Below are 17,481 nucleotides of genomic sequence, written 5' to 3'. Positions count from 1 at the left end.
CTTTTTGACCCGTGCCTACGCCACTGGCGTCGTGGGGGCAGCCGCCTCACCGACCGTGGCCGGCTGGCTCACGCGAGCCCGGAACTCCCGCGGCGAGCAGCCGCAGGTGCGCGCGAAGACGCGGCTGAAATGCGCCGGATCGTCGAAGCCCAAGGCCTCTCCCACGGCGGTCACGCTGGCCGTGGTGTAGGCCAGGTGGCGCCGGGCTTCGCGCATGCGCCGGGCGTCGACCAGACGGGAGATGGGCAGGCCCGTGGCAGCGCGGGCCACGCGGCTCAGATGGGTCGGCGTGACGGCCAGCGCGGCCGCGTAGTCACTCACCCGCCAACCAGAGGCGAAATGCCGTTCGAGCAAGGATTCGAAGCGCCGCAGCAGGCGCGATCCAGCCAAGTCCACCGCCTCGGCCTGCGCCACGCCCAGCGCCTGGGCCGCCAGACCGAGCACGGCGGTACCCAGGCCCCGCAGCACCAGGGCGCGCGCGGGATGCATGGGCGCCACGAAGGCCTCGGTGAGCGCGGCCAGCAGCGTGCCGAGCGTGGCTGTGCTGGCCTCGTCCACGGTCTGGGCCGAGGCGCGCGAGAGCAACGAACGCGCCTCGGGAATCGCAGCCAGTTGGGCGTCCACCAGTTCGTCCGGCAGGCTCACAACCCAGCCCTGCGTGCCTGGAGAGAAGGCAAAGGCGTGGACCTCGCCGGTCGGCACGTTCACCAGCGTGTGGCGGCCCAGCGGCGCCGGGCCGGCTTCCAGCCAGGCCGTGCCCTGCCCTTCCTGCAACCACAGCAGCTGGTGCAGCCGATGGTGGCGATGGCGGGCCAGTTCCCAGTCGTGCAGGACGGAGCGGGCGGCGATGGTCTCGCAGTGCAGCACGTCGGGCAGGTCGCCCGCCTCGCCGAAGAGCGCATAGGAACGGATGGCGGGAGCCTTGGCGCCGGGGGCATGCATGATGTTCGAATCGTACAAGTCCGGACGCGTTCGATCCATTCCGGCGGGGGCGATGCAGCGCCAAGATTCGGACCAGCCGGCGAGGGCTGGCGACCGTTCCAACCAGGAGACTGCATCCATGAAAACCCAGGTCTGCATCATTGGCGGTGGCCCTTCCGGCCTGCTGCTGTCCCAACTGCTCGATCTCAAGGGCATCCGCAACGTGGTGCTCGAAAAGCACAGCCGCGACTACGTGCTGGCGCGCATCCGCGCTGGCGTGCTGGAGCATGGCTTTGCCGAGTTGATGCGCGAAGCCCAGTGCGGCGAACGCATGGACCGCGAGGGCGAGATCCACCACGGCTTCTTCATCTCCCACGACGGCCAGCTGGATCGCATCGACCTGCACAAGTATTCGGGCGGTCAGTCGGTGGTGGTCTATGGCCAGACCGAACTGACACGCGACCTGTACGAAGCGCGCGACCGCGCGAAGGGCCAGGTGGTGCATGACGCGCAGGACGTCCAGCCGCACGATCTGGACACCGACGCCCCCTGGGTCAGCTACCGCAAGGGCGACGAGGTGACCCGCATCGACTGCGACTTCGTCATCGGCGCGGACGGTTTCCACGGCGTCAGCCGCAAGTCGATCCCGGCGGATGTGCTGCGCGAGTACGAGAAGGTCTACCCCTTCGGCTGGCTGGGCGTGCTCTCGCGCACCAAGCCCGTTTCGCCGGAGCTGATCTATGCGCGGCACGAGCGCGGCTTCGCGCTGTGCTCCATGCGCTCGCAGGTGCTGAGCCGCTACTACATCCAGGTGCCGCTGACCGACACGGTCGAGACCTGGAGCGACGAACTCTTCTGGGCGGAGCTGCAGCGCCGCCTGCCGGCCGAGGTGGCGGGGCGCCTGCAGACCGGGCCCTCCATCGAGAAGTCCATCGCCCCGCTGCGCTCCTTCGTGGCCGAGCCGATGCGCTGGGGCCGGCTCTTCCTGGCCGGCGACGCCGCCCACATCGTGCCGCCCACGGGCGCACGCGGCCTGAACACCGCCGCGTCCGACATCCACTACCTCTATCACGCGATGGTGGACCACTACCTCAAGGGCGACTCCAGCGGCCTCGACCAGTATTCGGCCAAGGCCCTGGCGCGCGTGTGGAAGGCGCAGCGCTTCTCGTGGTGGATGACGACGATGCTTCACACCTTCCCGCAGAACAGCGGCTACGACATCGCGCTGCAGCGCACGGAGCTGGACTACCTGCTCTCCTCGGAGCGCGCCAAGGGCGTGCTGGCGGAGAACTACGTCGGCCTGCCTTTCTAGCGCGCAGCTTCGACGTCCGGCTTCACCCAGCTTGGTGCGCCGCGCGACCCACGGCGGGGCATCCAAGCCCGCCGCAAGCGCCAAGCCCCCGTCATCGGGGGCTTTTTCTTTGGCACGGAGCTTGCGTGAACTGAGCCGGAGCCCCGGCAATGCCGCCGTTGCGGCTCCAGCGCCCCCGCCAATGTCGGCGGAACCCCGCGCAAGCGGTGCCACTGTCGGCGCCTGCTGCACGGTTGTTCCCACACGATCTGCACCTCGCTCTGGCGGCGGCGCCTCGTCCGGCACTTCGGTGGCTGGCCAGGGCGATCCTCCCGCCCCCGCAGGGTGCGCGCAGGACCCCCTCATGAAAATCATCGTTGTTGGCCACGGCATGGTCGGCCACAAGTTCCTCGAAGAGCTCGCCAGCTCACCCCTCGCCGAGGCCGAAGTCACCGTGCTGTGCGAAGAGCCGCGACCGGCCTACGACCGCGTGCACCTGTCCGAGTTCTTCAGCGGCAAGACGGCTGAGCAGCTGTCACTGGTCGAAGCCGGCTTCTTCGAGCGCAGCGGCTTCTCGTTGCGCCTGGGCACCCGCGCGGTGGCCATCGAGCGGCGCAACAACACGGTCACCACCGCCGATGGCGAAGTGCTGCCCTACGACAAGCTGGTGCTGGCCACCGGCTCGGTGCCCTTCGTGCCGCCGGTGCCGGGCCGCGAACGGCCACACTGCCATGTCTACCGCACCATCGAGGACCTGGAGGGCATGAAGGCCTCCGGCGCCAAGTCGAAGACCGGCGTGGTGGTGGGCGGCGGCCTGCTGGGCCTGGAATGCGCCAAGGCGCTGCGCGACCTCGGCCTGGAAACCCATGTCGTCGAGTTCGCCCCGCGACTGATGGCGGTGCAGGTGGACGAAGGCGGGGGCCGCGTGCTGCGCAGCAAGATCGAGGCGTTGGGCGTGCAGGTGCACACCGGCCGCAACACGGTGGAGATCACCGACGGCGCTACCGCCCGGCACCGCATGGTCTTTTCGGATGGCACCTGGCTGGAGACCGACATGATCGTGTTCTCTGCCGGCATCCGGCCACAGGACGCCCTCGCCCGCCAAAGCGCGCTGGCCGTCGGGCCGCGCGGCGGCGTCGCCGTGGACGCCCACTGCCGCAGCGCCGACCGAAACATCTACGCCATCGGCGAATGCGCCTCCTGGAACGAGCAGCTCTATGGCCTGGTCGCGCCCGGCTACGAGATGGCCCGCGTCGCCGCGCGCCATCTGGCCGGCGAGGCCGAGGCCGCCTTCGCTGGTGCCGACATGAGCACCAAGCTCAAGCTGATGGGCGTGGACGTGGCCAGCATCGGCGATGCCCACGGTCGCACGCCGGGCGCGCGCAGCTTCCAGTACGTGGACGAGATCAAGCAGGTCTACAAGAAGATCGTGGTGAGCGCCGACGGCACCAAGCTGCTGGGCGCCGTGCTCGTGGGCAATGCCGACGAGTACGGCACGCTGCTGCAGATGGCGCTCAATGGCATCGCCCTGCCCGAATCGCCCGAGTTCCTGATCCTGCCCTCCAGCGACGGCCAGGCCAAGCCGGGGCTGGGCGTAGACGCACTGCCGGACACGGCGCAGATCTGCTCCTGCAACAACGTGAGCAAGGGCCAGATCTGCGCCGCGGTGGGCGAAGGCGCCTGCACCATCGGCCAGCTCAAGGCCTGCACCAAGGCCGGCGCCACCTGCGGCGGCTGCGTGCCGCTGGTCACGCAGGTGATGAAGGCCGAGATGAGCCGCCGCGGCCTGGCCGTCAACAATCACCTGTGCGAGCACTTCCCGCATTCGCGGCAGGAGCTGTACCACCTGGTGCGCGTGGGCGGCATCAAGACCTTCGACGAACTGCTGGCCAAGCACGGCAACGGCCTGGGCTGCGACATCTGCAAGCCGACCGCGGCCAGCATCCTGGCCTCGTGCTGGAACGACTTCGTGCTCAAGCCCGAGCTCGCCAAGCTGCAGGACAGCAACGACTACTTCCTGGGCAACATCCAGAAGGACGGCACCTATTCCGTCGTGCCCCGCATGCCCGGTGGCGAGGTCACGCCCGACGGCCTGATCGCCGTCGGCCAGGTGGCCAAGAAGTACGGGCTGTACACCAAGGTCACGGGCGGCGCGCGCGTCGACATGTTCGGCGCCCGGCTGGAGCAGTTGCCGCTGATCTGGGAAGAGCTGATCGCCGCCGGCTTCGAGAGCGGCCATGCCTACGGCAAGTCCCTGCGCACCGTGAAGAGCTGCGTGGGCAGCACCTGGTGTCGCTACGGCGTGCAGGATTCGGTGGGCCTGGCCGTCGAGTTGGAGAACCGCTACAAGGGCCTGCGCGCGCCACACAAGATCAAGTTCGGCGTCTCCGGCTGCACCCGCGAATGCGCCGAGGCGCAGGGCAAGGACGTGGGCGTGATCGCCACCGACAAGGGCTGGAACCTCTACGTCTGCGGCAACGGCGGCATGAAGCCGCGCCATGCCGAACTGATCGCCAGCGACCTCTCCAAGCCGCAGCTCATCGCGCTCATCGACCGCTTCCTGATGTTCTACGTGCGCACGGCCGACCGGCTGCAGCGCACCAGCACCTGGCGCGACAACCTCGAAGGCGGGCTCGACTACCTGAAGAAGGTGCTGATCGAGGACAGCCTGAGCCTGGCCGCCGAGCTGGAGACGCAGATGCAGGCCGTGGTCGACACCTACCAGTGCGAGTGGAAGACCGCAGTGACCGACCCCGCCGTGCGCAGCCGCTTCCGCAGCTTCGTCAACAGCGAGCTGCCGGACGAGCGCATCGTCTTCGTGAAGGAGCGCGGGCAGATCCGCCCGGCCCGCGCCGAGGAGCGCACGGCCGATGCTGCGCCCGCCGCCCGGGAAGCGGACGCCACCGCCACCGAAGCCACGCCCGCCTGAGGAACCCCGCCATGACCACGACCCTCACGCCCGCATGGACGGCCGTCTGCGCCGTCTCCGACATCCTGCCCGACACGGGCGTCTGCGCCCGCATCGACGACCGGCATGTCGCCATCTTCCGCATCGGCGACGACCGCTTCCATGCCATCGACAACATCGACCCGCAGTCGGGCGCCAGCGTGCTCTCGCGCGGCCTCACCGGCACCCTGGGCGGCCGCACCGTCGTCGCATCGCCGCTCTACAAGAACCACTTCGACCTGGCGACCGGCGAGTGCCTGGAAGCCCCCCAGCACTCGGTGCGCGCCCATGCGGTGCGCGTGGAGGGCGGCCGCGTGCTCGTCGCCCTCGCCTGACTCCCTTTCCCCTTCAAGATCCCCAAAGGAATCCCATGGCCTACCTTGCCCCTGCCGAGTTCGTCACCAAGATGGTCGACGCTGGTGAATCCAAGCTGTTGATGTCCACGCGCGACACGCTGATCCGCTCCTACATGGCCGGCGCCATCCTGGCGCTGGCGGCCGCCTTCGCCGTCACCATCACCGTCAACACCGGCAACGCCCTCGTCGGCGCCATGCTCTTCCCGGTCGGCTTCATCATGCTGTACCTGATGGGCTTCGACCTGCTGACCGGCGTGTTCACGCTGGCACCGCTGGCCGTCTTCGACAAGCGCCCCGGCGCCACCTGGGGCGGCGTGATGCGCAACTGGTCGCTGGTCTTCGTGGGCAACTTCGCCGGGGCGCTCACGGTGGCCGTGTTCATGGCCATCATCTTCACCTTCGGCTGGTCCGAAGCGCCCAACGCCATCGGGCAGCGCATCGGCCACATCGGCGAGGGCCGCACGGTGGGCTACGCGGCCCATGGCGCCGCCGGCATGCTGACGCTGTTCATCCGCGGCGTGATGTGCAACTGGATGGTCTCGACCGGCGTGGTGGCGGCCATGATGTCCACCTCGGTGTCGGGCAAGGCCATCGGCATGTGGATGCCGATCACGGTGTTCTTCTACATGGGCTTCGAACACAGCGTGGTCAACATGTTCCTGTTCCCGTCGGGCCTGCTGCTGGGCGGCCACTTCACGCTGATGGACTACCTCATCTGGAACGAGATCCCCACCGTGCTGGGCAACCTGGTCGGCGGTCTGACCTTCGTCGGTGCCACGCTCTACTCCACGCACTACAAGACGGCGCCCAAGCGCGCCCAGGCTTGAGCGCGATGGCAGCCCGGAAGGACGCTTGGCCGTCGTGACGGGACCTTCGGAAGCGCTGCCGCGCATCACCCTCGGCCAGCATTCGCTGGCCGCGCCCGGCGGGCACAACCAGGACTTCCATGGCGCAATGCTGCCCACCGGCCACCTGCTGGCCGGAAAGGGCATCGCACTGGCCATTGCCGACGGCATCAGCAGCAGCCCGGTGAGCCGGGAGGCGGCGCAGACCGCCGTCGGTGCCTTCCTGTCCGACTACTACGCCACCAGCGAAGCCTGGTCGGTGCGGCGCGCGGGTCAGCGCGTCATCGCCGCCACCAATGCGTGGCTGCATGCCCAGACGATGCGCAGCGACGCCCGCTTCGACAAGGACCGCGGGCATGTCTGCACCTTCACGGCGCTGGTGCTCAAGGGGCGCGAACTGCACCTGCTGCACGTGGGCGACGCACGGCTGTGCCGGCTGCATGCGACGACGCTGGAGCCGCTCTCCGAGGACCATCGCGTGCAGGTGTCCTCCGCCGAGTCCTACCTGGCGCGTGCCCTCGGGGCCGGCGCCCAGGTCGAGATCGACTACCGCCGCTGGGAAGCCGAGCCCGGCGAGGTCTACCTGCTGGCCACCGATGGCGCGCATGCCCATCTCACGGCGGCGGACGTGCACGAGGCGCTGCGCCTGCATGCCGACGACTTCGACGCCGCTGCCGCCACGCTGACCCGGCGTGCCCGCGAGCGCGGCAGCGAGGACGACGCGACCGTGCTGCTGCTGCGCATCGACGCCCTGCCCGCGCCCGGCCAGCCCCTGCCCCAGCTCAGCCGCGAAGGACTGGCCCTGCCGCCGCCGCTTGCGCCGGGCATGGCCTTCGAAGGATTCACGCTCGTGCGCGAACTCAAGGTCGGCCCGCGCAGCCATGTCTGGCTGGCGACCGACGACGAAAGCGGCGCGCAGGTGGCGCTGAAGGTGCCCGCGCTGGACCTGCGCGAGAACGCCGAGGCGCTCGACCGCTTCGTGCTGGAGGAATGGGTGGCCCGGCGCATCGACCATCCGCACGTGCTCAAGGCCTGGCCGGGCCGGCGCGCGCGGCGCCACCTCTTCGTGGCGATGGCGTACGTGGAAGGCCAGACCCTGGCCCAGTGGATGATCGACCATCCGCGCCCCTCGCTCGACGAGGTGCGTGCCCTGCTCGACCAGATCGGCCGCGGCCTGCAGGCCCTGCACGGCCGCGAGATGCTGCACCAGGACCTGCGGCCCGAGAACGTGATGATCGACCGCGCCGGCACCGCGCGGCTGATCGACCTGGCCTCGGCCCATGTGGCCGGCCTGGCGGAGGGCCGGGGCCCGCTCGCGGCGGATGTGCAGGGCACGCTGCAGTACATCGCACCGGAATACCTGCTCGGCCAGGGCGGCAGCGCCCGCTCCGATCTCTTCTCGCTGGCGGCGCTGGGCTATCAGATGCTCACCGGCCAGTTGCCCTACGGGCTGGACGCGGCACGCGTGCGGCAGCCCCAGGACCTGCGGCGGCTGCGCTACGTGCCGCTGCGCCATCACCGCCCCGAGCTGCCGGCCTGGCTGGACGCCGTGCTCCAGAAGGCGCTGAGCCCCCAGCCGGCCCGGCGGCAGGAGGCGGTGTCGGAGCTGCTGCACGAACTGCGCGCGCCCACACCCGCTCAGCGACGCGCCCGCCCGCTGCCGCTGGCCGAGCGCGATCCGGTGCGCTTCTGGCAGGCGCTGTCGCTGGTGCTGGCCGTGCTGATGCTGGTGCTGGCCGGCCTGCTGGTCCATCGCGGCCCTTTTTCTTGATCCATATCTAAGGATCGCGCTGCGGCGCAGCATGGTGCGGCCGATTCGCCGCATGATGCCTCCATCGGCGCCATGTTCCCCGGCTCCTTCGAGGGCATGGCCGAACTGAATCGCGCCGCCCATGAACGATCGCCTGCTTCACGACACCGAGCCTTCCGGGCGCTGGGCGCAGGTCCTGGCCGTGCGTGGCCCAGTGGTCGATCTGCACTGCGACGATGGCCTGCCCGGCATCCATGAGGCGCTGGTCGTCGATCCGGAGGGTGCCGGCGTGGTGTGCGAGGTGCAGTCGCACCTGGACGCCCGGCGCTTTCGCGCCATCGCCCTGCAACCGACCCAGGGCCTTTCGCGACTGATGCGGGCACGGCTCACGGGCGCGCCGCTGACGGTGCCGGTCGGGCCGGCCATCCTGGGGCGACTGCTCGACGTGCTCGGCCAGCCGGGGGACGGCGGCCTGGCGTTGCCCGCCGATACCCCCCGACGCGCCATCCACCAACCGGCGCCGCCGCTGGCGGGCCAGCGGCCGGACGTTCAGCTCTTTGCCACCGGCATCAAGGTGCTGGACCTGCTGGCGCCGCTGGCCCAGGGCGGCAAGGCGGCCATGTTCGGCGGGGCAGGCGTGGGCAAGACGGTGCTGGTCACTGAGCTCATCCATGCCATGGTGGCCGGCTACGACGGCGTCTCGGTCTTCGCCGGCGTGGGCGAGCGCTCGCGGGAGGGCCACGAGATGCTGCACGACATGCGCAACTACGGCGTGCTCGACCGCACGGTGCTGGTCTACGGCCAGATGAACGAGCCGCCGGGCGCACGCTGGCGGGTGCCGCTGGCGGCTCTGACCATGGCCGAGCATGTGCGCGATGAAGAGGGCCGCAACGTGCTGCTGCTCATGGACAACGTGTTCCGCTTCGTCCAGGCCGGGGCCGAGGTGTCGGGCCTGCTGGGCCGCATGCCCTCGCGCGTGGGCTACCAGCCCACCCTGGCCACCGAGATCGCGGCCCTGCAGGAGCGCATCGCCTCCGGTCCGCGGGCCGCCGTCACCGCCATCGAAGCCGTGTACGTGCCCGCCGACGACTTCACCGACCCCGCCGTGGCGGCCCTGAGCGCGCACATGGATTCGACCGTCGTGCTCTCGCGCGAGCTGGCCGCCCAGGGCATCTACCCGGCCATCGACCCGCTGCGCACCACGTCCGTGCTGCTGGACCCGGCCATCGTGGGTACCGCCCATGCACAGACCGCGGCCGCGGTGCGCGAACTCATCGAGCACTACGACGAAATGCGCGACGTGATCGCCCTGCTCGGCGTGGAAGAGCTGGGCCAGGAGGAGCAGCGCCTCGTCGGCCGCGCGCGGCGCCTGCAGCGCTTCCTGACGCAGCCCTTCTTCGTGGCCGCCGCCTTCACCGGCATGGCCGGCCGCAGCGTCACCGTGGCCGAGACCATTGCAGGCTGCCAGGCCATCCTGGCCGGCGACTGCGACGACTGGGACGAGCGCTCGCTCTACATGATCGGCACGCTGGACGAGGCCCGCGCCCGCGAGGACGAGCGCAGGCGCGGCACGGCGCCCACCGCCGCCTCGACCGGCGCGAAGGAAGCGGCATGAACAGACGCACCGCTTCGCGGCCGGATGCACCCGACGCAGGTGCCACCGGCACGCCCTCGGCGACTGCGGCCCTGCACCTGACCATCACCACGCCGCTGGCCATCGTGCTGGACGAGCCCGAGGTCGCCTCGCTGCGCGCCGAGGACGCCAGCGGCGACTTCGGCATCCGGCCCGGCCATGCCGACTTCCTGACGGTGATCGAGGCCGGCGTGCTGCGCTGGCGCGCTGCCGAGGGCCCGTGGCGGTACTGCGCGCTGCGCGGCGGCGTGTTCAGCGTGGAAGGCGGACGCAGCGTGCGCGTGGCCTGCCGGGAGGCGACGGTGGGCGATGACCTGGGCGCCTTGCAGGCCCGCATCGCGCACGAACGCGCCGAGGCGCGCGAGGCGCTGCTGCGTGCGCGCAGCCAGGACACGCGCCTGCACGCCCGCGCCATCCGGCAACTCATGCGCGAGCTGCGTGCTGGCGGCGACACGCTGGGCCTGTCGACGGAGGCCGAAGGATGAGCGAAGGTCCTGTCCACGCGAATGACCGCGCCTCTCCCCTCACGGGAGAGGCCTCGGGAAGCGGAGCTGCGCGCGACACCTCACCATCGCGTGCTGCCTGGGGCGTTGCCCCCTCTCCCCGGCCCTCTCCCGCGAGGGGAGAGGGTGTTCATGCACAGCCGACGCCCGAGGACCCCCAGCAGGCCGCGGCCCGACGTGCCCAGGCCCGCGAGCAGGCGGGGCAGCGCGACCCGGAGCCCTCGCTGGCCCGGCGCTTCGGCCAGATCGGCGTGCTGGGCTGGCTGATCGTGCTGCCCACCCTGGCCGGCCTGTGGCTGGGTCACCGGCTGGACCGCTGGCTGGGCTCCGGCATCACGCTGGCGGCCGCGCTGCTGATGGCGGGGGCCGGCCTCGGCCTGTGGCTGGCACTGCGTTGGATGCACGAGCAATGACCCTCTTCCCCTTCGATCCGTCCGCCGGCATGGGCTGGCTGCTTGCCGCAACGGCTGGCATGGCCCTGGGCTGGCTTCACTTCCGCAGTCTTGCGCAGGTGACGCGGCTGGTGCTCGCTGGCCGGGCCGTCGGCATCGCGCTGCACGTGGGGCGATGGCTGATCCTGGTCACCCTGCTGGTGCTGTGCGCGCGGGCTGGCGCGGCGGCGTTGCTCGCTGCCGCGGCCGGAGTGATGGGCGGACGCGCCATTGCGCTGAGGTGCACCGCATGAACATCGACAACCCGCTCACCGCCGCCGCGGCCCTTCGTGTCGGGCCGGTGGAGATCACCTGGCCGGTGATCGCCACCTGGGGCGTCATGGCCGTGCTGGGCGTGGGTGCCTTCCTCGCCACCCGGCGCCTGTCCCTGCGGCCCGGCCGCGTGCAGGCGGCATTGGAGATGCTGGTGGAGGTGCTCGATGGCGAGATCGCCGCCGCCATCCCGGGCGACCCGGGTCGCTTCCGCGGGCTCATCGGTACGCTGCTGCTGTTCATCGCCTGCGCGAACGCGTCCTCGCTGCTGCCGGGCGTGGAGCCGCCCACCGCCCACCTGGAAACCGACGCTGCCCTGGCGGCCGTGGTGCTGGTGGCCGGCCTGGTGTGGGGCATCCGCATCCTGGGCCTGCGCGGGTGGCTCGCCACCTTCACCCATCCCACATGGGTGATGCTGCCGCTGAACCTCGTCGAGCAGGTCACGCGGCACTTCTCGCTCATGGTCCGCCTGTTCGGCAATGTGATGAGCGGCGTCTTCGTCGTCGGCATCGTCAGTGCGCTGGCCGGGCTGCTGGTGCCGATTCCGCTGATCGCGCTCGACCTGCTGACCGGCGCCGTGCAGGCCTACATCTTTGCCACGCTGGCGCTGGTCTTCATCGGCTCGGCCGTCAACGAAGCCGGCGCCCCAACCCCCAAGGACACTCCGGAGACTCCCCATGGATAACCTCGTCCAGATCGTCAGCATCGTCGCCGCCGCCTTCGCGGTCGGCCTGGGCGCCATCGGCCCTGCCCTCGCCGAAGGCCAGGCCGTGGCCGCCGCGCTCGACGCCATCGCCCGCCAGCCAGAGTCGGCCGGCGCCATCTCGCGCACGCTGTTCGTGGGCCTGGCCATGATCGAGACCATGGCCATCTACTGCCTGGTCGTGGCGCTGCTGCTGCTGTTCGCCAACCCCTTCGTGCGATGAACTTCCACTGGACCACCTTCGCGTTCCAGCTGGTGAACGTGGTGGTGCTGCTGGCGATCCTTCAGCGCTTCCTGTTCCGGCCGCTGGCCGACGTGATCGCGCGCCGCCAGGCGCAGACCGCCGCCGCCGTGCAGGCCACCGGCGAGGCAAAGGCGCAGGCCGAAACCGCGGCACTGCAGGCCCGGGCCGAGACGCAGGCCACGCTCGACGCGCGGCAGCAGCTGCTGGCCACGGCGCAGGCCGAGGCCCAGGCGCGGCGCACGGAACTGCTGACGCAGGCCCGGGCCGAGGCGGCCCGCGTCGTGGCCGAAGGCCGTGCCCTGGCCGGGCAGGAGGCCGCCGGCCGCGAGCGTCACAGCTGGGAGCACGCGCGCACCCTGGCCGTGGGCATCGCCACGCGTGCCCTGGTCGCGCAGCCGGCATCGGCCGAGGGCTACGCGCGGCGGCTGGCCGAGGCGCTGCAGTCCCTGCCCGGTGCCGAGCGGCAGGCCCTGCTGGCTGGCGGGCACCTGCACCTGGTGGCGCCGCGGCCCTTGGCCGACGCCGAATGGCAGGCAGCCAGACAGGCGCTCGCGCCCTGGCTCGGCGAGGCGCTGCCAGCCCCGGCCATGGACCCGACGCTCATCGCGGGCCTGGAGCTGTACTCAGACACCGGCGCCGTGCGCAACTCGCTGGCCCATGACCTGGAACGGATCGCCGAGGCGATGCGCGATGACTCCGTCACCGATTGACCCGCAACTGGCCGCGCTGCAGTCGCGCATCGACGCCGCCGTGCTCGGCCCCGGCGTGGAAGAGCACGGCACCGTCAGCACCATCGCCGATGGCCTGGCCACGGTGACCGGCCTGCCCGGCGCGCAGCTCAACGAGGTGGTGCTGTTCGACAACGGCGCCCGCGGCTTCGTGCTCACGCTCGAAGAAGACCAGCTGCACGTCGCCTTCATGGATCCGACGGACGGCATCGCGGCCGGCGCGCGCGTGACCCGCAGCGGCCAGCTCGCGTCGGTGCCGGTCGGCCCCGCGCTGCTGAGCCGGGTGCTCGACCCGCTGGGGCGCCCGCTCGATGGCCTGCCGGCCCCGCAGTGCGACGAGCACCTGCCCGCCGAGCGGCCGGCGCCGGCCATCATCGACCGTGATTTCGTCAGCGAGCCCGTCGCCACCGGCCTGCTGGTGGTCGATGCGCTCTTCGCCATCGGCCGGGGCCAGCGCGAGCTGATCATCGGCGAGCGGCAGACGGGCAAGACCTCCATCGCCGTCGACGCCCTGATCGCACAGGCGGGCGGCGACGTCATCTCGGTCTACGTGGCCATCGGCCAACGTATGTCCTCGGTGCGGCGGGTGATCGAGGCGGTGCGGGCGCGCGGCGCGCTGGCGCGCACGCTTTTCGTCGTCGCCGAAGCCACGGCCCAGCCCGGGCTGCAGTGGCTGGCGCCCTTCGCTGCGACGTCCATGGCCGAGTGGTTCCGTGACCGCGGGCAGCATGTGCTCATCGTCTACGACGACCTCACGCGCCATGCCGCCACCCACCGCGAGCTCGCCCTGCTCTCGCACCAGCCGCCGGGCCGCGAGGCCTACCCGGGCGATATCTTCTACCTGCATGCGCGCCTGCTGGAGCGCTCGGCCAAGCTCTCGGCAGCGCGCGGCGGCGGCTCGCTCACGGCGTTGCCGATCGCAGAGATCGAGTCGGGCAACCTCTCCGCCTACATCCCCACCAACCTGATCTCCATCGCCGATGGGCAGATCGTGACCTCGGAAGTGCTCTTCGCCGCCAACCAGCGGCCGGCCGTGGACATCGGGCTGTCGGTCAGCCGCGTCGGCGGCAAGGCGCAATGGGGCGCGCTCAAGGCCGTGGCGGGACGGCTGCGCCTGGACTATGCCCAGTACCTGGAGATGAAGATGTTCGCCCGCTTCGGCGGCTTCGGCGACGATGCGATGAAGGCCCGCATGATGCGCGGCGAGCGCATCGCAGCGCTGCTCGCGCAGGACCGCTTCGCGCCTCTGCCGGTGGTCGCGCAGATCGCCCTGCTGGCGGCCCTGGACGCTGGCGTGCTGGACGCCGTGGAGCCGGGACGATTGCAGACCCTCAAGGCCGCACTCCCGGCCCGCGTGGACGCGGAACCCCGGCTGCAGGCGCTGCGCGCCCAACCCGACGCGTTGGATACCACCACGCGTACGCTGCTCGTCGAACTGGTGCACCAGGCCTTGCGATGACCGCTCGCCCCGAGGAACTGCGGCGGCGACTGGCCGGCCTGGACCAGATCGACGACGTGGTGGGCGCCCTGCGCGCCATCGCCTCGGGACAGTCGGCCGCCGCTCGCAGTGCGCTGCCCGCCATCGAGGCCCATGCGCTCACGACACGCCGCGCCATGGCGCGCCTGGCGGCGCCACAAGTGGCGGCCACGACGCCGGCTGGGCCAGGCCTGCTGCTGGTGATCGGCGCGTCGCAGGGCTTTGCGGGCGCGTATCCGCAGCGTGTGGCCGCGGCGACGCTGCAGGCGCTGGCACCGGACACGGGTCTGCTGGTGGTGGGCCGCCGGACCGTGCAGGCACTCCTTGACCGTGGACGACGGCCGCTGTGGTCCACGGACCTGCCCGCACATCCGGCGGCAATTCCCGCCCTGGCCAGCGAGGTGACCGCTGCCCTGATCTCGCAGGCCGTCAACCATCCAGGGCCCATCCATGCCATCGCCGGCCTGCCCGCAGCCGGCCACGCGCCAGCGGCTGTGCGGCTCTTCCCGCCCGAACCCGTGCCCCCGGCGCAAGGCATGGAACCACCTCTGATGACCCTGGCCCCGGCCGTGCTGATGGCCTCGCTGCTGCAGGAGGCGCTCTTCGCCGCCGTGGCGCGTGCCCTGATGCGCGGCCTGGAGGCCGAGGCCGCCGCGCGCATGCAGGCCATGGCCCAGGCCCGCAGCAACCTGCAGCGCCGCAGGAACGAGGTCGAGGCCGCCTATCGGCAAGCGCGGCAGGAGCAGATGACGACGGAGATGATCGAGTTGGCGGCGGGGCGGTAGGGGCTGGATCTGCGCTGTGGCGGTCGGGCCGGGTGCTTCCTACCGCGCTCTACGCCATCGCCGACGTGCAGATACAGGTGGGCCTGTAGAAACGGTGGCCGTCAAGGAATTCACCGAGCCCTGCGGCCGACGCCGGCTCGACGTGCGCCATGTGCCCGAGCCATACCACCCCGCCCCCTACGCGACGGGCGATTACGCCCTGTACCTGGGCGAGCAGATCGGCGCCGAGTGGCACGTGGCCGAGGAGATCCGCTGATGGCCGCCCACCCGCTCGACGCCCTGGCCGGCTGGGCCGGGCCGCTGCTGGCCCGCCTGACGCCGCAGCGGCGCCGCCAGCTGATGGCGGAGATCAGCACCACGCTGCGCCAGAGCCAGGCCGCGCGCATCGCCGCCCAGCGCAACCCGGACGGCAGCGCCTACGAGGCGCGCAAGCCCCGCACCATCCGCCGCGGCATGTTCGAGCGGCTGCGCACCGCCCGTTTCCTCAAGAAGGCCGCCACCGCGGAGCGTGCCACCGTCGCCATCGACCCGCGGGCCGCGCGCATCGCCCGCGTCCACCAGTACGGCCTGCGCGACAGCGTGGACTGGCGCCGGGCCGGCAGCCCCACCGTGCGCTACGCGCGGCGGGAGTTGCTGGGCCTGAGCGATGCGGACGTGCAGGCCATCGAGGCCCAGTTGGCGGAAGGCCTAACCGCGTAGCATCGATGCCGCAGAAGGCGGGAGAATCCGTTGGCGTGCAAGGCAGGGGAGAAACATGGCATCGAAGTACAGCAAGGAGCAGAAGGAAGGCTTGGCCCGCTTTCTCGACACCATCGCGGCGTCCGCTTTCATCGGCGGCGTCGTGGGCCTGACAGGTCATAGCCCGCTCAGCCCCTTGGAGATCGGCATGCTCTTTGTCGTCTGCCCTATAATTTTGGTATTGTCATGGACATTGAGGAAGCCAGCATGATCATCACCGCGCTTGTCGTCTTCGTGCTCACTGCCGCCGCTGTCACGTGGTACGTCACTACGCACTGACCGACGCTGCACGTCCACAACCTGACCAACAAGGGCGCCTCTCGGTGCCCTTTTGCTTTTGAGCCCCGCCGCGTTGCGCCGGGGCTTTTTGTCAGGCTCCACGCTCCGCCTCGATGGGCGCAAGCCAGCGCGAGGCGGCAACGCCAGGAGCCAGTGCGCGCAGCTGCGTGTCGTGCGCAATCTCGCGTGCCGTTGCCTCCAGCTCGATGGGATCGACCGTGCGCCAGTGCAGCTGGAGGCGGTGCGCGCAGGCCGCAATCCAGGTGTCGTCGTCTTGGGTGTTCATGCGGCCAGCCCAGCCAAACACTGTACATTTATACAGTATTCGCAAGACGAGATCGTGTTGCCGCTCCCGCCCGAAGAGTACGACATCGAGCCCGGCGAGGGCATCAATGGGCGATGGGTGGTGACCAGTTCCAGTGGCGCGGTGGTCTACAACGGGATTGGGCCGGTGGAGGTGGTGCGTTCACCGGCGCCGTTTTGAACATCCGAAAGAATTTGAGCGGCCCGTAGCCCAATTGGACGTTGCGGTAACTGCCCAGGGATGCTAAATGAGAGCTTCCATGCGGCAATTGAGTCCTTAAGGCCCGTCGGTCTCCGCCAAGAAGTCTCAACGCCATGCCGACCGCCAATCTGGCAAACTCTTCATCCAGAGTGAAGGAGTAAACATGGAGAACGCATTGTCAAAAGCAGCTGACGAGAAATTCTGTTCCGAATGCGGATCGATCATCAAGCTGAAGGCCGAAATTTGTCCCAAGTGCGGCGTGCGGCAATTGCCCGCGCCTCACGCAAGCGCACTTGGCAACACAACAGCGTCGGGTCGCAACAAGAATGTTGCGGGCTTGATCGCCTTGTTCCTTGGCGGTCTAGGTATTCACAAGTTCTACCTGGGGCGGACCGGCCAAGGGATTCTCTACATCTTGTTCTTCTGGACCTTCATTCCAGCGATCATCGCGTTCGTCGAGGCAATCCGGTACTTTTTGATGTCGGAGCAAGCTTTCGAAGCCCAGTACGGCGGCGCCTAAAGAGCGTAAAGGCGGGTCTAGGCGAGGGCTGCCCACCAACTGGCGCTTGGCGCCATTGCTTTGTCGCGTTACTTGAGCGTGAATCAGATAGGTTCTCGCAGAGACGTTCAAGATGTCGATAGGGGTGCAGGGCACTGCACTCCCCCCTTGGAGAACATCTCTACCGGCCTCTGGCATTTCATGCGCTGCTCGCGCATAGCCTACTCCCCCGGCAAATTGGTCGCATGGACATCGACCTGTTGCTGCCGGACGTGCTGCGCAAACTGGAGAACCTCGTGCGCACCGGCACCATAGCCGAGGTGCGCCACGAGCTGCCCGGCGCTCTGGTGCGCGTGCAGATTGGGAAGAACCTCACCGACTGGCGCCCCTACCACGATCTGCGCGCCGGCAACACTCGCACCTGGAACCCGCCCACGGTCGGCGAGCAGGTCACGCTGCTCTCCCCCGACGGTGACCTTGACCTGCAACCCGTCGCCCGTACCACGGCAATAGAGAAGAATCCGCGCAACCGAGAGGACGCGCGATGCGCAAAAGCAGATTCACAGACGAGCA

General features: G+C 70.0%; 22 protein-coding genes. 20 read left to right on the top strand and 2 right to left on the bottom strand.

Annotated elements, in window-relative coordinates; genetic code table 11:
• Nucleotides 1–15: 15 nt before the first annotated feature.
• Nucleotides 16–942 (bottom strand): helix-turn-helix domain-containing protein, encoded by a 927-nt coding sequence (locus ABIC63_RS21365; protein WP_354321285.1) that lies wholly within the window; start codon nucleotides 940–942, stop codon nucleotides 16–18.
• A 118-nt stretch (nucleotides 943–1,060) separates the two neighbouring features.
• Here ABIC63_RS21365 and pobA point away from each other — a divergent pair, with 118 nt between their 5' ends.
• From pobA to ABIC63_RS21280, 17 genes are all read left to right on the top strand, one after another.
• Nucleotides 1,061–2,233, top strand: coding sequence for a 4-hydroxybenzoate 3-monooxygenase (gene pobA, locus ABIC63_RS21360; RefSeq protein WP_354321284.1), 1,173 nt, complete (start codon nucleotides 1,061–1,063; stop codon nucleotides 2,231–2,233).
• Between the two features lie 343 nt (nucleotides 2,234–2,576).
• Nucleotides 2,577–5,141 carry a nitrite reductase large subunit NirB gene (gene nirB, locus ABIC63_RS21355; RefSeq protein ID WP_354321283.1) on the top strand — a complete coding sequence of 855 codons (2,565 nt, stop codon included), beginning with the start codon at nucleotides 2,577–2,579 and terminating at the stop codon, nucleotides 5,139–5,141.
• Between the two features lie 11 nt (nucleotides 5,142–5,152).
• A complete protein-coding gene (gene nirD, locus ABIC63_RS21350; RefSeq protein ID WP_354321282.1) occupies nucleotides 5,153–5,494 on the top strand; it encodes a nitrite reductase small subunit NirD in 342 nt (113 codons plus the stop codon).
• 35 nt (nucleotides 5,495–5,529) lie between these two features.
• The gene (locus ABIC63_RS21345; RefSeq protein WP_294365659.1) at nucleotides 5,530–6,342 is read left to right on the top strand and encodes a formate/nitrite transporter family protein; all 813 of its coding nucleotides are present in this window, start codon (nucleotides 5,530–5,532) and stop codon (nucleotides 6,340–6,342) included.
• A 34-nt stretch (nucleotides 6,343–6,376) separates the two neighbouring features.
• Nucleotides 6,377–8,131 (top strand): bifunctional protein-serine/threonine kinase/phosphatase, encoded by a 1,755-nt coding sequence (locus ABIC63_RS21340; RefSeq protein WP_354321281.1) that lies wholly within the window; start codon nucleotides 6,377–6,379, stop codon nucleotides 8,129–8,131.
• A gap of 121 nt (nucleotides 8,132–8,252) precedes the next feature.
• Nucleotides 8,253–9,725: a F0F1 ATP synthase subunit beta gene (gene atpD / locus ABIC63_RS21335; RefSeq protein ID WP_354321280.1), complete on the top strand. Its 1,473-nt coding sequence runs from the start codon at nucleotides 8,253–8,255 to the stop codon at nucleotides 9,723–9,725.
• Nucleotides 9,722–10,228: a F0F1 ATP synthase subunit epsilon gene (locus ABIC63_RS21330; RefSeq protein ID WP_354321279.1), complete on the top strand. Its 507-nt coding sequence runs from the start codon at nucleotides 9,722–9,724 to the stop codon at nucleotides 10,226–10,228. Before atpD ends, ABIC63_RS21330 begins: the two co-directional genes overlap by 4 nt.
• Nucleotides 10,225–10,659, top strand: a complete 435-nt coding sequence (locus ABIC63_RS21325) for an AtpZ/AtpI family protein (protein WP_294365651.1) — start codon at nucleotides 10,225–10,227, stop codon at nucleotides 10,657–10,659. Before ABIC63_RS21330 ends, ABIC63_RS21325 begins: the two co-directional genes overlap by 4 nt.
• Nucleotides 10,656–10,931 (top strand): N-ATPase subunit AtpR, encoded by a 276-nt coding sequence (locus tag ABIC63_RS21320; protein ID WP_354321278.1) that lies wholly within the window; start codon nucleotides 10,656–10,658, stop codon nucleotides 10,929–10,931. Before ABIC63_RS21325 ends, ABIC63_RS21320 begins: the two co-directional genes overlap by 4 nt.
• Nucleotides 10,928–11,635, top strand: coding sequence for a F0F1 ATP synthase subunit A (locus ABIC63_RS21315; protein WP_354321277.1), 708 nt, complete (start codon nucleotides 10,928–10,930; stop codon nucleotides 11,633–11,635). The genes ABIC63_RS21320 and ABIC63_RS21315 overlap by 4 nt, the downstream gene beginning before the upstream one ends.
• On the top strand, nucleotides 11,628–11,876 hold the full coding sequence (locus ABIC63_RS21310; RefSeq protein WP_354321276.1) for a F0F1 ATP synthase subunit C: 249 nt from the start codon (nucleotides 11,628–11,630) through the stop codon (nucleotides 11,874–11,876). Before ABIC63_RS21315 ends, ABIC63_RS21310 begins: the two co-directional genes overlap by 8 nt.
• Nucleotides 11,873–12,607, top strand: a complete 735-nt coding sequence (locus ABIC63_RS21305; RefSeq protein WP_354321275.1) for a F0F1 ATP synthase subunit B family protein — start codon at nucleotides 11,873–11,875, stop codon at nucleotides 12,605–12,607. The genes ABIC63_RS21310 and ABIC63_RS21305 overlap by 4 nt, the downstream gene beginning before the upstream one ends.
• Entirely contained in the window at nucleotides 12,588–14,084 is a 1,497-nt protein-coding gene (locus ABIC63_RS21300) for a F0F1 ATP synthase subunit alpha (protein WP_502935899.1), read from the top strand. Before ABIC63_RS21305 ends, ABIC63_RS21300 begins: the two co-directional genes overlap by 20 nt.
• The gene (locus tag ABIC63_RS21295; RefSeq protein ID WP_354321273.1) at nucleotides 14,081–14,887 is read left to right on the top strand and encodes a F0F1 ATP synthase subunit gamma; all 807 of its coding nucleotides are present in this window, start codon (nucleotides 14,081–14,083) and stop codon (nucleotides 14,885–14,887) included. The genes ABIC63_RS21300 and ABIC63_RS21295 overlap by 4 nt, the downstream gene beginning before the upstream one ends.
• A 94-nt stretch (nucleotides 14,888–14,981) precedes the next feature.
• Complete coding sequence (locus ABIC63_RS21290) at nucleotides 14,982–15,143, top strand: hypothetical protein (protein WP_354321272.1); 162 nt, start codon at nucleotides 14,982–14,984, stop codon at nucleotides 15,141–15,143.
• Nucleotides 15,143–15,586 (top strand): phage virion morphogenesis protein, encoded by a 444-nt coding sequence (locus ABIC63_RS21285; RefSeq protein ID WP_354321271.1) that lies wholly within the window; start codon nucleotides 15,143–15,145, stop codon nucleotides 15,584–15,586. The genes ABIC63_RS21290 and ABIC63_RS21285 overlap by 1 nt, the downstream gene beginning before the upstream one ends.
• A 55-nt stretch (nucleotides 15,587–15,641) precedes the next feature.
• A complete protein-coding gene (locus ABIC63_RS21280; RefSeq protein WP_354321270.1) occupies nucleotides 15,642–15,836 on the top strand; it encodes a hypothetical protein in 195 nt (64 codons plus the stop codon).
• 159 nt (nucleotides 15,837–15,995) lie between these two features.
• On the opposite strand, the gene ABIC63_RS21275 is transcribed toward ABIC63_RS21280, so the two are convergent.
• Nucleotides 15,996–16,190, bottom strand: coding sequence for a hypothetical protein (locus ABIC63_RS21275; protein ID WP_354321269.1), 195 nt, complete (start codon nucleotides 16,188–16,190; stop codon nucleotides 15,996–15,998).
• A gap of 54 nt (nucleotides 16,191–16,244) precedes the next feature.
• Between ABIC63_RS21275 and ABIC63_RS21270 the strand changes: the two genes are divergently transcribed.
• From ABIC63_RS21270 to ABIC63_RS21260, 3 genes are all read left to right on the top strand, one after another.
• The gene (locus ABIC63_RS21270) at nucleotides 16,245–16,388 is read left to right on the top strand and encodes a hypothetical protein (RefSeq protein ID WP_354321268.1); all 144 of its coding nucleotides are present in this window, start codon (nucleotides 16,245–16,247) and stop codon (nucleotides 16,386–16,388) included.
• Between the two features lie 184 nt (nucleotides 16,389–16,572).
• Nucleotides 16,573–16,929: an NINE protein gene (locus ABIC63_RS21265; RefSeq protein ID WP_354321267.1), complete on the top strand. Its 357-nt coding sequence runs from the start codon at nucleotides 16,573–16,575 to the stop codon at nucleotides 16,927–16,929.
• A gap of 224 nt (nucleotides 16,930–17,153) precedes the next feature.
• Nucleotides 17,154–17,481 (top strand): phage baseplate assembly protein V (locus ABIC63_RS21260; RefSeq protein ID WP_354321266.1); only part of this gene is annotated, 328 nt, incomplete at its 3' end.

Source organism: Pseudacidovorax sp. 1753 (assembly GCF_040544975.1).
Classification (GTDB): domain Bacteria; phylum Pseudomonadota; class Gammaproteobacteria; order Burkholderiales; family Burkholderiaceae_C; genus Xenophilus.
The sequence above is the reverse complement of the archived record's forward strand: the minus strand, read 5'-3'. Positions and strand labels throughout refer to the sequence as shown.

Bases quoted from the DNA above. Each gene is read 5' to 3' on its own strand.
- ABIC63_RS21365 (WP_354321285.1), bottom strand. From the start codon at position 942: ATGCATGCCCCCGGCGCCAAGGCTCCCGCCATCCGTTCCTATGCGCTC.
- pobA (WP_354321284.1), top strand. From the start codon at position 1,061: ATGAAAACCCAGGTCTGCATCATTGGCGGTGGCCCTTCCGGCCTGCTG.
- nirB (WP_354321283.1), top strand. From the start codon at position 2,577: ATGAAAATCATCGTTGTTGGCCACGGCATGGTCGGCCACAAGTTCCTC.
- nirD (WP_354321282.1), top strand. From the start codon at position 5,153: ATGACCACGACCCTCACGCCCGCATGGACGGCCGTCTGCGCCGTCTCC.
- ABIC63_RS21345 (WP_294365659.1), top strand. From the start codon at position 5,530: ATGGCCTACCTTGCCCCTGCCGAGTTCGTCACCAAGATGGTCGACGCT.
- atpD (WP_354321280.1), top strand. From the start codon at position 8,253: ATGAACGATCGCCTGCTTCACGACACCGAGCCTTCCGGGCGCTGGGCG.
- ABIC63_RS21330 (WP_354321279.1), top strand. From the start codon at position 9,722: ATGAACAGACGCACCGCTTCGCGGCCGGATGCACCCGACGCAGGTGCC.
- ABIC63_RS21325 (WP_294365651.1), top strand. From the start codon at position 10,225: ATGAGCGAAGGTCCTGTCCACGCGAATGACCGCGCCTCTCCCCTCACG.
- ABIC63_RS21320 (WP_354321278.1), top strand. From the start codon at position 10,656: ATGACCCTCTTCCCCTTCGATCCGTCCGCCGGCATGGGCTGGCTGCTT.
- ABIC63_RS21315 (WP_354321277.1), top strand. From the start codon at position 10,928: ATGAACATCGACAACCCGCTCACCGCCGCCGCGGCCCTTCGTGTCGGG.
- ABIC63_RS21310 (WP_354321276.1), top strand. From the start codon at position 11,628: ATGGATAACCTCGTCCAGATCGTCAGCATCGTCGCCGCCGCCTTCGCG.
- ABIC63_RS21305 (WP_354321275.1), top strand. From the start codon at position 11,873: ATGAACTTCCACTGGACCACCTTCGCGTTCCAGCTGGTGAACGTGGTG.
- ABIC63_RS21300 (WP_502935899.1), top strand. From the start codon at position 12,588: ATGACTCCGTCACCGATTGACCCGCAACTGGCCGCGCTGCAGTCGCGC.
- ABIC63_RS21295 (WP_354321273.1), top strand. From the start codon at position 14,081: ATGACCGCTCGCCCCGAGGAACTGCGGCGGCGACTGGCCGGCCTGGAC.
- ABIC63_RS21285 (WP_354321271.1), top strand. From the start codon at position 15,143: ATGGCCGCCCACCCGCTCGACGCCCTGGCCGGCTGGGCCGGGCCGCTG.
- ABIC63_RS21280 (WP_354321270.1), top strand. From the start codon at position 15,642: ATGGCATCGAAGTACAGCAAGGAGCAGAAGGAAGGCTTGGCCCGCTTT.
- ABIC63_RS21275 (WP_354321269.1), bottom strand. From the start codon at position 16,190: ATGAACACCCAAGACGACGACACCTGGATTGCGGCCTGCGCGCACCGC.
- ABIC63_RS21265 (WP_354321267.1), top strand. From the start codon at position 16,573: ATGGAGAACGCATTGTCAAAAGCAGCTGACGAGAAATTCTGTTCCGAA.